This is a genomic window from Paludicola sp. MB14-C6 (genome assembly GCF_030908625.1).
In the GTDB taxonomy this organism is placed as follows: domain Bacteria; phylum Bacillota; class Clostridia; order Oscillospirales; family Ruminococcaceae; genus Paludihabitans.
In genome coordinates, this window is the sequence record NZ_CP133133.1 from 52356 (window position 1) to 65555 (window position 13200).

Genomic DNA, 13200 nt, shown 5'->3' on the forward strand with positions numbered 1-13200 from the left:
TTTGATATAAAAAATTTCAAAAACGGAGTGTTATTATGTTTGAAATAAAGAATAAACGTATTTTAAATGAGAATGTTGTATTATTAGAAGTTTATGCTCCTTTTATTGCCAAAAAAGCTCAAGCAGGTCAGTTTATTATTTTTCGTGTAGACGAAAAAGGCGAGCGTGTTCCTTTAACAATTGCAGATTATGATCGTGAGAATGGTACCATTACAATTATTTTTCAAACAATCGGTAAGTCTACAAAAAGATTAGCTGAGTTAAATGCTGGAGATTATATTTTGGATTTTGTTGGACCATTGGGAAAAGCTTCACATTTTGATGGCGTGAAAAAGGCATGTGTAATTGGCGGCGGCGTAGGCTGCGCAATTGCATATCCACAAGCAAAGCAACTTCATGAAATGGGTGTAGAGGTCGATTTGATTGCTGGATTTAGAAACAAGGATATTGTAATCTTAGAAGATGAAATGAAAGCTGTATCAAATCGTTTGATTATAACAACCGATGATGGTTCTTATGGAAAAAAAGGTTTCGTTACCAACGCTCTACAAGAGTTAATTGATGAAGGCAATCGCTATGATATAGTTATAGCAATTGGGCCGGTTCCAATGATGAAATTTTTATGTGATGTAACAAGACCATATAAGATTCATACAATGGTTTCCTTAAATCCAATTATGATTGATGGTACAGGTATGTGTGGTGGCTGTCGAGTTACAGTTGGCGGTGAAACTAAATTTGCATGTGTAGATGGACCTGATTTCGATGGCCATCTTGTGGATTTTGATGAGCTGATGCGTAGAAACAGCTTTTATAAAAAAGAAGAAACAAGATCTGCTAATTGTAGACTGATGGGAGGAACAGAGAATGCCTAATATGTCTTTGAATAAATTACCTATGCCTGAGCAAGATCCGAATATTCGTAACAAGAATTTTGAAGAAGTCTCATTAGGCTATACGGAAGAGATGGCAATTGAAGAGGCAAATCGTTGCTTAAATTGTAAACATAAGCCTTGTGTAAATGGTTGTCCTGTAAATGTTCGTATCCCAGAATTTATTGCGGAAGTGCAAAAAGGTAATTTTGCCGAGGCTTACCGAATTATTACTTCTACAAATGCTCTTCCTGCAGTATGTGGACGTGTTTGTCCGCAAGAATCCCAATGCGAATCAAAATGCGTTAGAGGAATAAAAGGCGAGCCTGTAGCAATCGGCCGTTTGGAACGATTTGTGGCTGATTGGTATATGAAAAACGGTACAGATAAAATAGAACCTATTGCATCTAATGGCCATAAAGTAGCTGTAGTTGGTGCAGGCCCTGCTGGTCTAACTTGTGCCGGTGACTTAGCAAGAAAAGGCTATGAAGTTACTATTTTTGAGGCATTTCATGATGCCGGCGGCGTTTTAATCTATGGTATTCCTGAATTTAGACTCCCAAAAGATATCGTAAAAAGAGAAATTGAAAAGTTGAAACAATTAGGCGTTAAAATAATGACTAACATGGTTATGGGAAAAGTTTTATCAGTAGATGAGCTCTTTGAAATGGGCTATGAGTCTGTATTTATTGGTTCTGGTGCTGGACTTCCAAGTTTTATGGGAATAGAAGGCGAAGGTTTAGTTGGAGTATATTCTGCAAATGAATTCTTAACTCGTATTAACCTAATGAAGGCTTATAAAGAAGACTACGATACACCAATTAAGAAAAGCAGAGCGGTTGCTATTGTTGGCGGCGGTAATGTCGCAATGGATGCTGCACGCTGTGCAAAACGTCTTGGAGCAGAACATGTATACATTGTATACAGACGTTCAGAAGAAGAAATGCCAGCAAGATTAGAAGAAATTCATCATGCAAAAGAAGAAGGCATTGAATTTATGCTATTAACGAATCCAAACCGTATTATTGGTGATGAAAATGGTCTTGTTTGCGGTATGAAATGCGTAAAGATGGAACTTGGAGAGCCAGATGCATCAGGAAGACGCAGACCAGTTGAAATAAAAGGCTCTGAATTTATTGTTGATGTAGATAGTGTTATTATTTCAGTTGGAACATCTCCAAACCCACTTATTCGTTCTACCACAGAAGGTTTAGAAGCAAACAAAAGAGGATGCTTGGTTGCTGATGAATCTATGAAAACAACAAAAGAAGGCGTTTATGCTGGTGGTGACGCCGTTACAGGTGCTGCTACTGTAATTTTAGCAATGGGTGCCGGTAAAACTGCTGCAGAATCTATTGATCATTACATTCAAAATCAATAATGTTTACAGTTTATTATTGATTTCAATCAGTTATTACGATATAATAGTTCTTATATAATAAATGGAGGTTTAAATATGGGTGGACAAACTGGAGCTTTAATGTTACAATTAGGCTCATTCGCTTTAATCATTGCTGTTTTTTACTTTGTTTTAATCAGACCACAACGTAAAAAAGATAAACAAATTCAACAAATGCGTAACAATATTCAAGTAGGTGATGAAATTATCACTGTTGGCGGTATTGTTGGTATTGTTGTAAGTATTAAAGAAGATACTGTATTGCTTGAAACTGGTGGCGACAGAACTAAAGTTAGAATTAAACGTTGGGCAATTCAAACAAATGAAACTGTTCATGATGATGGACCAAGCGTATAATTTAAAATGCAGTTTTGCGTTGAATTAAATAGTTAAATAGTATTAAATAACTCCTCCTTTGAATATATTTTAATAGTGTATTTAAGGAGGAGTTTTTGTGGATAACTTGAAGCATGGCAAGAATAGTAATCTTGGTAAACATACAAAGTTGACTTTATTGAGCGTTTTAATTGGCGAAGTTGTAACCATTCTGCTAATCATGTTGTTTTCCATTGTGATGTGTAAAATAGATATTCCAATTCTAGTTGCAGATATGATTATTATTTTTGTTGCGGCTTTAGGCGGATTTATTGCGGGTTATATGAATGGCAGAATGATAAAAGAAAAGGGAATGCTATATGGTGCTGCATGCGGTACAATTATGGCTTTGCTACTGCTTATAATGAAATTGATTTTTTGTGATCCTGTTCCAACTTGGCTGACATTAGCTAAATTGTTGCTCATGGTAGTTTTATCTGCTGTTGGCGGAATTGTTGGCGTAAATAAAAAATCAAAACGTATTAAATATTGATTTTTTCTATTGTATGTGATAAAATTAGAATATAAACATCAAAAGGAGTCGCGATATGAAACATATTAAAACATTAAATAAAGCAAATTTAAAGAAATCTGCTGCTAAAGGCGGTTGCGGAGAGTGTCAAGCATCTTGTCAATCTGCTTGCAAAACATCTTGTACCGTTGCAAATCAAAAATGCGAAAAATAACGAAACGAAGGGACAGATAATGTCCCTTTATTTTATGTATTTTACAATTATTATGGAGGAACAGAATGATACATAAATATAAATTAAATGGATTTAATATCGTAGTGGACGTAAATAGTGGTGCGGTTCATGTAATAGACGATTTATCCTATGAAATGCTTGACTATATCTCAGCACCATTAGCAGATGAGCTAGCAGATGATGTGGTTTCTAAGCTATCAAATAAATATGCAAAGCAAGACATATTGGAATCTTTCGCTGAACTAAAAGAATTGTATGACAATGAGTTGCTTTTCTCAAGCGATGATTACGAAAAGTTTGCGAATATGATGGTTTCTGCACCGGTAAAAGCAATGTGCTTACACGTAGCACACGACTGTAATTTACGCTGCAAATATTGCTTTGCTTCAACAGGAGATTTTGGCGTAGGAAGAAAGCTTCTTGACGAGTCTACCGGTAAGATGGCAATTGATTTCTTGCTTGAAAATTCAAAGGGCAGAAAAAATATAGAATTAGATTTCTTTGGCGGCGAGCCATTGATGAATATGGAAGTTGTAAAATCAATTGTAGAATATGCAAGAAGCAAAGAAAAAGAATATAATAAAAACTTCCGCTTTACAATTACAACAAACGGCGTATTGCTGAATGACGATTACATAGATTTCATCAATAAAGAAATGTCAAATGTTGTTTTATCCCTTGACGGAAGAAAAGAAATAAACGATTTACTTCGTCCAACATCCAATCAAAAAGGTAGTTACGACATTATTGTACCAAAATATCAAGAATTGGTTGAAAAACGTGGGCATGACCAATACTATGTTAGAGGAACTTTCACCAAACACAATTTAGATTTTGCAAAAGATGTCATGCACTTAAACGAGCTTGGTTTTGATCAAATTTCAATTGAACCAGTTGTATCTGCTGATACAAAGGATTATGCAATTACCGAAAAAGAGTTGCCTAGAATTTTTGAAGAATATGAAGATTTGGCGAAGCAAATGATTGAAAAGAAAAAAGAGGGTAAAGGCTTTAACTTCTTCCATTTCATGTTGGATTTAGATCAAGGCCCATGTGCAATTAAACGTCTTCGTGGATGTGGCTGTGGTAACGAATACGTAGCGGTAACTCCTGACGGCGATATCTATCCATGTCATCAATTTGTTGGTATGGAAGAGTGGAAAATGGGTAGCTTGTATGATGGCAGCTTTAATAAAGAAATGAAAGCTAATTTTGCAAAAGCAAATGTATATAACAAATCCGAATGTAAAGAGTGCTGGGCGAAATTCTATTGTAGTGGTGGCTGTAACGCTAACAATTTGCAATATGCAGGCGATATTTTGAAACCACATAAGATTTCATGTGAGATGCAAAAGAAACGTTTAGAATGTGCAATTATGATGAAAGCAGCTTTGGCATAATATTTTATTGTCAAGACAGTATAAAAGGATGGTAATTATGAATAAAGTTGGATTTATTGGCGCAGGTAATATGGCAACTGCAATTATATCCGGAATTACAAAAGCAAAAATGAATGTTGAGCTATATGCTTATGATGTGGATTTTGAAAAAGCAAGTGCTTTGGCAAAGTTTCAAGTACATGCGTGCAACAGTATATTAGAGATGGTAAAAGATATCGATTTTCTATTCTTATCTGTGAAACCGCAAAATTTTTCAGAAGTGCTAACTGAAATCAAAGGGCATCTATCCAAGTATACTGTTATTGTTTCAATTGCTGCAGGTATCACCCAAGAGTATATTGCAACCATTTTGGGTTTTGATGTAAAGGTAGTTCGTGTTATGCCAAACACGCCGTTATTGCTTGGTTTTGGTGCATCTGCATTATCACATAACAGCCAAGTTACTGCTGATGAATTTAACTTTGTTCAACAAATTTTTAATAGTGCCGGAATATCCGAGGTCGTTTCACCTGATAAAATGAACGAGGTAATTGCGATTAATGGCAGTACTCCTGCGTTTATTTATGAATTTGCTCGCTGTTTTATTGAATATGGAAAAAGCGTTGACCTTGATGAAAAAGTATGTTTGAACTTATTTTCTCAAACACTTATCGGTAGTGCGAAAATGATGATGGAATCCGGATATACCATCGAAGAGCTGATTCAAATGGTATCTTCAAAAGGCGGAACTACAATAGCAGGATTAGAGTCTTTTAAAGACTCAGGTTTGCAAGATGTAGTAACAGATGCTTGTAAAAAATGTGTAAATCGTGCATATGAACTTTCTAAGTAATATTTTATGGATTCTTAACATATATATTGAAAAAAAGTGTTAGGATGATTATATTGCGTAGGACAAGTTTTCATGACCATTCACTTGGTCACGACAATTCAATTGGTAAAAATAATTATATTTTTTTGGCGATTATACTTTTATTTATCGTAGGTATGATTTACGGCACTTTGCTTATTAAGTCTCAATCAGGTAGTTTGCTAAAACAGCTGAATATTATTACAAAGGAATATGTAGGATCTCATCGAACCCAGAGTATTATTTCTTTAATGATAAATTCATTCTTGTCTTCTGCGCTATTTTTGGTTATTCCTTATCTTTTAGGATATAGTGCAATCGGTCAAGCAGGAACGTTATTTGTTCCGTTGTTCAAAGGATTAGGGCTTGGGGCAACGTTAGGTAATTTGTATTTAACATATGGTTTAAAGGGAATAGGCTATAGTGCTTTAATTATCGTTCCGCAAACTGCAATAGCGCTTTTTGCAATTATTATTGGGTGCAGAGAATCAATAAAGCTTTCTAATATGTTTTTCATCAGTATTTTACCGGACCGAGAAAAAATGGTTACCTCAAGTACTGTGAAAATGTATAATATAAAATTCTTAATTTTATTATCTTTTATTGTGCTCTCTGCTCTTGTCGATGCGACATTTGTTGCGTTGTTTTCAGGAATTTTTCAGATATACTAAAAAAATAGGAGGTTAAAAATGGCTGGATTTTTAGGCATGGGGAATTTCACAAAGCCCGGCAAAGGCATAAAAAAAGGTGCTGATGAGAAAAAGCGTTTCTTTCAATTTTTTGATTTGTATTTTCGAAAGTTTGGAAGCCTAATAAAATTAAATTTAATATTTATTTTATTTTGTCTACCGATTTTTACAATCGGACCTGCAACAGCAGGAATGATGAAAGTAATTCGTTATTATAACGAGGGTAAACCTGTATTTTTATTTTCGGATTTTTGGGATGCATTTAAGCAAAACTTTGGTCAAAGCTTTTTGATGAGTATTGTGAATGGAATTATAGCCTCAGCTTGCTATACTTCTTTAGTGTTCTATTATGGTAAGATGTTAAATAGTTGGGGATATGCAATTCCGTTAGGCATTATTGCAATATTATCAGTTTTATTTATCATGATGAATTTTTATACTTATTTATTGATAGTAACGGTAGATTTAAAGTTTATTGCTTTATTAAAGAATGCGTTCTCAATGATAATCTTAGGAATAAAATCTAATTTCTTTACGATTATCTTTACTGGTTTGGTTGTAGCTATCTGTTTCATAATTCCAATTGGAGGATGGCTTTTATTAGCGATAGTAGGCTTTTCGACTATTGGTATGATAATATGTTTTAATTCATTTCAACATATTTATAGCTATTTAATAAAGCCATATTATGATAGCAATGGATTGGAAAATCCGTATGAAAAAACTGAGGATACTGATTCGATCTTTGAAGATGCAACTTAAATTATATATACAAGAAAAAGGCTTTTATCAGTGAAACTGATAAAAGCCTTTTTGTTTATGGTCATAAAGTGAAACTAAGTATTATTATGTTTTACTTTTTTAAATTTCACAGTATCTAGTAATAAGAATAAACCACCTGCTATAATAATGATTAAAGAAATGAATTGTGAGGTAGATAAGAATCCGCCTACATTCCCTCGATAATCGTTTCTAAAATATTCTATAATAAATCTACCAATACTATATAATATTAAATAAACAGCTCCAACTTTGCCGGCTTTTCGTTCTTTTTTAGCATACACTAACAGAATTGCCATGATTAAAAAATCTCCTGCGCTTGAAAACAACTGAGTCGGAATAAGTTTAACTCCATTCGGTGCAATTTCGGAATTATGAAATGTAACGCCGAAAAAAGAATTTGTTTCTTTTCCATAACAGCATCCCGCTAAGAAACATCCAATTCGGCCAAATCCTTGAGCCAATGCAACAGATGGAATCATTAGATCAAAATAATTTAAGAAGTTAATTTTTTTGATTCTGCAATAAAGTATAGCTGCAATTAACCCACCAATTATTCCACCATATACTACGAATCCGCTACCTGAGAAGAAACTCATAGGATTTTCGAGGAATGTTGGTAATTCAACAATACAATATAGTATTTTCGCTCCTAAAAAGCCGAAGACCATGCATAATATGATGATGTTAAGAACATGGTCTGTGTTCAGACCTTTTGATTTTGTTCTTTTAGTGGCTAACAGTATGGCAAATAGAATACCTATGCTAATCATTACCCCATAACTATGAATGGTTAATGAGCCTATACGAAATAAATCGTTATACATGAAGATCAACCCTTTCTAAATAGCTTTGCGATTACGTATAAAAACGGCTATAGTGTCTTCATGAGTTCTTTTAGATACTTCTTAAAGTTTTCGCCGATTTCCTTGTGATTTAAACCGGTTTCTACAATCGCTTCAAGAACGCCAAGTTTATTGCCCATATCGTAGCGTTTGCCTATGAAGTCTACTCCAACCATACCTTTAGTCTGTGCTAGTATTTTCATAGCGTCAGTTAGCTGATATTCGCCGCCTGCACCCTTTGGAATGGTTTCAAGTATATCAAAAATTTCAGGAGGTAACACACATCTTCCTAAGATAGAATATAGGGAAAGAACGTCTTGTTGAGTGGCTGGCTTTTCTATCATATCTGTTACTTTATATAGATTGTCATGGAATAGGTCGACTTTAAGAGAAGAGTATTTATAAATATCATCTGCATCAACGGTTTTAATTCCTACGCAGCCAAGTCCAAATTCATCATATGCTTGCATAAGTTGTCCACATACAGGATTATCTCCCATAATAACATCATCGCCGTATAGCACAGCAAATGGCTCATTACCGACGAATGATTTGGCACACATAACCGCATGGCCTAAGCCTTTCGTTTCTTTTTGACGTATAAATGTAATGTTTGCAAGGTTTGCAATGTCTACAACTTCATTATACATTTCTTGTTTGCCGCTTGCCAGTAAACGACCTTCTAATTCTGGGGAACGATCAAAATGATCTTCCATAATAGTTTTGCCTCTACTGGTTATAATACAAATATCTTCAATACCGCTTTTAACTGCTTCTTCAACAATATATTGAATAGCAGGCTTATCTACGATAGGCAACATTTCTTTTGGCATAGACTTTGTAGCAGGCAATACCCTTGTGCCTAAACCGGCAGCTGGAATAATCGCTTTTTTAACTTTCATCTGAATAACCTCCAAGTTGATGTAATTATTTAATAATTTTAACATATATTTTATAATAGTTCAATGCAAAATTCCAGGAAGAAGTTTCCTTAAAAAAATAGCTGTTTTTTTCAGAAAAAGTATTGACTTATGGATATATCTTTGGTATACTATAACACGTTGCTGATGGATAACATTCAAACGCAAAGCAATGCGGGTGTAGTTCAATGGTAGAATTCCAGCCTTCCAAGCTGGTCGCGTGGGTTCGATTCCCATCACCCGCTCCATTTTTTTGCTTATTTAGCGATTGTGCTAGACAAGCTTAAAACAGCAACTATGCGCCCATAGCTCAGTTGGATAGAGCAACTGCCTTCTAAGCAGTAGGCCACAGGTTCGAATCCTGTTGGGCGTACCAAAGAAAATATATGGTGGATATAGCTCAGTCGGTTAGAGCGCCAGATTGTGGCTCTGGAGGTCGTGGGTTCGAATCCCATTATCCACCCCACATTTTCTTATCAAATTTTATATTGGGGTATCGCCAAGCGGTAAGGCACAGGACTTTGACTCCTGCATTCCGATAGTTCGAATCTATCTACCCCAACCAGAATGATTATGTATTAAAAACCTTGCAAAGAGTAATTTTTGCAAGGTTTTTAATTCGTATATGGATATTGCTGTTACGGTGTATGTAACGGTGAGGGAACGCAAATACAATTAATGATTTATGTAAACGAAATATTTTTAAACGAAGGAGTATCTTATTTATGAAACCGAATAATCAAACAGCAGCTATTTGTGGACTTTTTTGTGGTACATGTCCTTCTTATCCAAAAGATTGTCATGGGTGCCTTTCGGATAAACTGACTTCTCATTGTTTAATTTGTTCCAATGGATTTCGTGAATGTGCAAAAAATAATGGAGTGACACGTTGCTTTGAATGTGATGCATTTCCATGCGATAGATTGAATCAATTTTCAACTCAGCATTGGGAAAATGGGATTTGTCATCATGCTGAGGTCATAAATGACTTGGTATATATGAAAGAAAACAGCGTTGAGAATTGGGTATCTAAAAAAACAAGTGAAAATACTTGTCCGAAATGTGGCCGGTTAGTTTATTGGTATGATAAAAAAAGTCACGTTTGTGAGTAAACGAACTGAATCGTAATTATAAAAGCTTCGATGTTACAATCGAAGCTTTTGTAATAGAAAAAAATCTTCCATCAGCTATACTGATGGAAGATAAAAGAAAGCATTTACTTCAAAGTGGGAATGATATTAACTTCAAATTTGAATTTTTTTTCACTCAAACGATATTCTGGCTCAAGCTCAGGACCACAGCTGTTAGAACCGACACCGGACATTTTGTAGTCAATATTTAAAACAGTATATCCGCTTTTTTCTAATAAGTAGTTATGTGTTTTGTTGGCTAATTCCTCAATAGTATATGGGGAAACATTGAAGCTGAAATGATTATTACAAGAGTTAATTTCGACTTTTGCTTTATCAGATGTTAAGCATACATATTCACTATCATAATGTGAACCATTTTCTTGAGGGAAGATATAGTCTTCATGCATATTCGGTACTGCGGATTGGAACATATCTTTATATGTACTGGTATGTTTATCAACATAGCATTCATGAGGTCCATATCCAAAGAAACTGCAATTACTTAAAGATTCATCTAACATGAGCTGTAAACCGAAACGTGGTAAGTATGACATATTGTCTCTTGCTTTTACATCTAAAGTAACGTTAATAGCACCGCTGTTATATACAGTCCATACAGATTCAATTTCACAAAGATTTGCTAAGTATACTGCTTGAATAGAAAGAGGGCAGTGAATAGCGATACCATTTTCTACTTCAGATACTGTAATATCATAAGTATATGGGTTTGTACGATTGAAGCCATCTTCAATCCATGCTTTTTTGCTATACATATCGTTATCTGTTGGGGCTCTATAAAGATTAAATTCAATGGATTTATTTAAAATAATATTGCCTAATAGATCAATATAATCAATGCTGCCTGCATCTTTATTAAATCGGTAGGTAAAACTTTCTCCTTTAATAGTGATATGAGTTTTACCATCATCAACAAATAGTTTGCCACCGATAGTAGGTAAGTCTTGTTGGTATTCTTCTGTAGATAAATCAAATTGTTCAAAACCGAGAACGGAACCAGCTTCTACTAACGGAGTCTCGTTTATAGAAATCATATCAAACTTTATATAGACACGACCACCACTTAATTGTTGCAATTCTATAGGAAGTTCCGTAGTTTCATGTGGGTTAACATCCAATGCACGAATTTCGCCGGATTGAATTACATTTCCATTTTGCTTAATTGTCCATTGTAGATAAAGAATATCGTTTAGATTTGTAAAGTCAAGTTTGTTTTCAATTTGAAATTTACCATTTTTATAATGAATATGTGCAGGGCGTGCAGCATTTTTCAATTCCAATAAACCTGTATGAGGTTTTCGATCTGGATAAACCAATCCATCCATACAGAAGTTTCCGTCATGTGGGAATTCTCCGAAATCGCCACCATAGTGGTACATAGACTTGCCGTTCTTTTCGCCAACTAAAACGGTGTGATCACACCATTCCCAAACAAAAGCACCGCAGAAGTTATCATATTTATATATCAAATCATAGTAACGATTCAAATCTCCAGGTCCATTTCCCATTGCATGAGCAAATTCACAGAGAATACGTGGACGATTCTCGTTAGGATTTCCTATGAAATCATTTTCTAGCCAAGATAATGAAGGGTACATATGGCTCACAACATCGATAACTTCGAATTTTTCTGTGCCTTTTGCCTTTTCAGCTTCCGGAATAACCATAGACTCGTAGTGAACAATTCTGGTATCATCCATTTCCTTAACACGTTTACCGGCTTCTCTGAAACAACATCCATATCCACTTTCATTGCCTAATGACCAAAAGATAACGCATGGTCTGTTTTTATCTCGTTGTACAAGCTTTTCAATGCGGTCAACAATAGCGTTAGTCCATTTAGGATTATTTGCAATATCAGCATATAAATCATGATTTGCAGGGTTTGCCATTGTAATGGTACCGTGAGCTTCAATATCCGCTTCATCAATAACATAAAAACCATATTGGTCACATAGTTTATATAATTCTGGCCTGTTTGGATAATGAGATGTACGAATAGCGTTGATGTTATGCTGTTTCATTAGTTTTAAATCAGCTGTGATTCGTTCTAAAGAAGCAACGTATCCTGTATCACAATAGCTATCATGTCTGTTAACACCTTTAAATTTTACTTGTTTTCCATTCACTTTAACAATACTATTTTCGATAGCAATTGTACGAATACCAACAGTATCGGTAATTACTTCATTTTCTGTTTCGAAGGTAATATAATACAAATATGGGCTTTCGGCAGTCCATAGGATTGGATTGTTTACAATAATATCAGCTTTGCATTCAGAGGTTGATAATTCGCTGATAATAGTATGATTTGTATCAGCCAAAATAATTTTTTTCTGTAGCTTTGTTTCATGATCATTCATAGTAATACAAACAGTTGCTGTATTATCAGAAGTGATATTTGTTTTAATCTGATAGTCAAAAAGAAATTCTTTTGGTCTAACTAAAACGTAAACGTCACGAAAGATACCACTCATTCTTAATTTATCTTGGTCCTCTAAATAGGTGCCATCACACCATTTTAAAACGACAACTTGTAATTTGTTGTCACCATTTTGAATAAAATTCGTAATATCAAATTCACTTGTTGAGTGGGATACTTGTGAGTAGCCAACAAATTGATCATTTATGTATACGTAATGGCAAGAATCCACACCCTCAAAGTTTAAGAAAAAGCGATTGCTTTCTTTGTCTTTAATTGAAATTGTTCTTTCATATAGTCCGCAAGGATTCTCTTTTGGAACATATGGGGGATTGTAGGGAATAGGGTAGCGTACATTTGTATATTGATGTGCGTCGTATCCATGCATTTGCCAGTTTGAGGGTACAGGAATCGTGTCATATTGATCAATATCGAAAGTAAAATCTTGAACCTTTTTATAAAACTTGAATTTCCAATCTCCATTTAATAACATAACTGAATCATTATTTGTCTTTTGATCAGAAATGTTACCTGGCTTTGATGGAATATAATAAGCTCTGTTAGGAATTGTATTCACGTTTAGCACATTTAAATCTTGGTAGTAGTTTCTTAGCATATTAAGAACTCCTTTGCTATTTTATTTACTGTAATTATATAGTGGAAAAGCATTAGATTCAATAACATTTTCATATTTGCAACAATAGTTATAATGAATACAACAAAAACAAAGTAATAATAACTAGTGCAAAGATGGAAAATTTGTGGTATACTAAATTATAATTATATTGTG

At 34.4% G+C, this 13200-nt stretch carries 13 protein-coding genes and 4 tRNA genes; 14 read left to right on the forward strand and 3 right to left on the reverse strand.

Features of this window, described 5'->3' with window-relative positions:
- Nucleotides 1–35: 35 nt before the first annotated feature.
- The 9 genes from RBG61_RS00215 (at nt 36) to RBG61_RS00255 (ending at nt 7054) form a co-directional block, all read left to right on the forward strand.
- Nucleotides 36–875: a sulfide/dihydroorotate dehydrogenase-like FAD/NAD-binding protein gene (locus RBG61_RS00215; RefSeq protein ID WP_307944555.1), complete on the forward strand. Its 840-nt coding sequence runs from the start codon at nt 36–38 to the stop codon at nt 873–875.
- Entirely contained in the window at nt 868–2253 is a 1386-nt protein-coding gene (gene gltA, locus RBG61_RS00220) for an NADPH-dependent glutamate synthase (protein ID WP_307944557.1), read from the forward strand. Before RBG61_RS00215 ends, gltA begins: the two co-directional genes overlap by 8 nt.
- A 75-nt stretch (nt 2254–2328) precedes the next feature.
- Nucleotides 2329–2628, forward strand: a complete 300-nt coding sequence (gene yajC / locus RBG61_RS00225) for a preprotein translocase subunit YajC (protein WP_307944559.1) — start codon at nt 2329–2331, stop codon at nt 2626–2628.
- A 97-nt stretch (nt 2629–2725) separates the two neighbouring features.
- Nucleotides 2726–3139: a TIGR04086 family membrane protein gene (locus RBG61_RS00230; RefSeq protein ID WP_307944561.1), complete on the forward strand. Its 414-nt coding sequence runs from the start codon at nt 2726–2728 to the stop codon at nt 3137–3139.
- A 55-nt stretch (nt 3140–3194) separates the two neighbouring features.
- Nucleotides 3195–3332, forward strand: a complete 138-nt coding sequence (gene scfA, locus RBG61_RS00235) for a six-cysteine ranthipeptide SCIFF (protein WP_307944563.1) — start codon at nt 3195–3197, stop codon at nt 3330–3332.
- Nucleotides 3333–3397: 65 nt separating this feature from the next.
- The gene (gene scfB / locus RBG61_RS00240) at nt 3398–4753 is read left to right on the forward strand and encodes a thioether cross-link-forming SCIFF peptide maturase (RefSeq protein ID WP_307944565.1); all 1356 of its coding nucleotides are present in this window, start codon (nt 3398–3400) and stop codon (nt 4751–4753) included.
- 37 nt (nt 4754–4790) lie between these two features.
- Complete coding sequence (proC, locus tag RBG61_RS00245; RefSeq protein ID WP_307944567.1) at nt 4791–5585, forward strand: pyrroline-5-carboxylate reductase; 795 nt, start codon at nt 4791–4793, stop codon at nt 5583–5585.
- A 53-nt stretch (nt 5586–5638) separates the two neighbouring features.
- Nucleotides 5639–6274: a stage II sporulation protein M gene (locus RBG61_RS00250; protein WP_307944569.1), complete on the forward strand. Its 636-nt coding sequence runs from the start codon at nt 5639–5641 to the stop codon at nt 6272–6274.
- A gap of 18 nt (nt 6275–6292) precedes the next feature.
- Entirely contained in the window at nt 6293–7054 is a 762-nt protein-coding gene (locus RBG61_RS00255; RefSeq protein ID WP_307944570.1) for a YesL family protein, read from the forward strand.
- Between the two features lie 74 nt (nt 7055–7128).
- Here the strand turns inward: RBG61_RS00255 and RBG61_RS00260 are convergent, their stop codons facing one another.
- Nucleotides 7129–7899 carry a prolipoprotein diacylglyceryl transferase gene (locus RBG61_RS00260; protein ID WP_307944571.1) on the reverse strand — a complete coding sequence of 257 codons (771 nt, stop codon included), beginning with the start codon at nt 7897–7899 and terminating at the stop codon, nt 7129–7131.
- Nucleotides 7900–7946: 47 nt separating this feature from the next.
- Nucleotides 7947–8819, reverse strand: a complete 873-nt coding sequence (galU, locus tag RBG61_RS00265) for a UTP--glucose-1-phosphate uridylyltransferase GalU (RefSeq protein ID WP_307944572.1) — start codon at nt 8817–8819, stop codon at nt 7947–7949.
- Nucleotides 8820–9011: 192 nt separating this feature from the next.
- On the opposite strand from galU, the gene RBG61_RS00270 reads away from it, so the two are divergent.
- The 5 genes from RBG61_RS00270 to RBG61_RS00290 all read left to right on the forward strand — a co-directional run bounded on the left by RBG61_RS00270 (nt 9012) and on the right by RBG61_RS00290 (nt 9949).
- Nucleotides 9012–9085 (forward strand) — tRNA-Gly (locus tag RBG61_RS00270).
- Between the two features lie 51 nt (nt 9086–9136).
- Nucleotides 9137–9213, forward strand: a tRNA-Arg gene (locus RBG61_RS00275).
- A 13-nt stretch (nt 9214–9226) separates the two neighbouring features.
- Nucleotides 9227–9303, forward strand: a tRNA-His gene (locus RBG61_RS00280).
- A 23-nt stretch (nt 9304–9326) separates the two neighbouring features.
- Nucleotides 9327–9402: transfer RNA gene (locus RBG61_RS00285), tRNA-Gln, on the forward strand.
- A 160-nt stretch (nt 9403–9562) separates the two neighbouring features.
- On the forward strand, nt 9563–9949 hold the full coding sequence (locus tag RBG61_RS00290; RefSeq protein WP_307944573.1) for a DUF3795 domain-containing protein: 387 nt from the start codon (nt 9563–9565) through the stop codon (nt 9947–9949).
- Nucleotides 9950–10053: 104 nt separating this feature from the next.
- Here the strand turns inward: RBG61_RS00290 and RBG61_RS00295 are convergent, their stop codons facing one another.
- Nucleotides 10054–13026 carry a glycoside hydrolase family 2 TIM barrel-domain containing protein gene (locus RBG61_RS00295; RefSeq protein ID WP_307944574.1) on the reverse strand — a complete coding sequence of 991 codons (2973 nt, stop codon included), beginning with the start codon at nt 13024–13026 and terminating at the stop codon, nt 10054–10056.
- Nucleotides 13027–13200: the final 174 nt, after the last annotated feature.

Excerpts from the sequence above, each read along its gene's own strand:
- scfB (WP_307944565.1), top strand. The coding sequence starts at position 3,398 with ATGATACATAAATATAAATTAAATGGATTTAATATCGTAGTGGACGTA.
- RBG61_RS00260 (WP_307944571.1), bottom strand. The coding sequence starts at position 7,899 with ATGTATAACGATTTATTTCGTATAGGCTCATTAACCATTCATAGTTAT.
- yajC (WP_307944559.1), top strand. The coding sequence starts at position 2,329 with ATGGGTGGACAAACTGGAGCTTTAATGTTACAATTAGGCTCATTCGCT.
- proC (WP_307944567.1), top strand. The coding sequence starts at position 4,791 with ATGAATAAAGTTGGATTTATTGGCGCAGGTAATATGGCAACTGCAATT.
- RBG61_RS00290 (WP_307944573.1), top strand. The coding sequence starts at position 9,563 with ATGAAACCGAATAATCAAACAGCAGCTATTTGTGGACTTTTTTGTGGT.
- RBG61_RS00215 (WP_307944555.1), top strand. The coding sequence starts at position 36 with ATGTTTGAAATAAAGAATAAACGTATTTTAAATGAGAATGTTGTATTA.
- galU (WP_307944572.1), bottom strand. The coding sequence starts at position 8,819 with ATGAAAGTTAAAAAAGCGATTATTCCAGCTGCCGGTTTAGGCACAAGG.
- scfA (WP_307944563.1), top strand. The coding sequence starts at position 3,195 with ATGAAACATATTAAAACATTAAATAAAGCAAATTTAAAGAAATCTGCT.
- gltA (WP_307944557.1), top strand. The coding sequence starts at position 868 with ATGCCTAATATGTCTTTGAATAAATTACCTATGCCTGAGCAAGATCCG.
- RBG61_RS00255 (WP_307944570.1), top strand. The coding sequence starts at position 6,293 with ATGGCTGGATTTTTAGGCATGGGGAATTTCACAAAGCCCGGCAAAGGC.
- RBG61_RS00295 (WP_307944574.1), bottom strand. The coding sequence starts at position 13,026 with ATGCTAAGAAACTACTACCAAGATTTAAATGTGCTAAACGTGAATACA.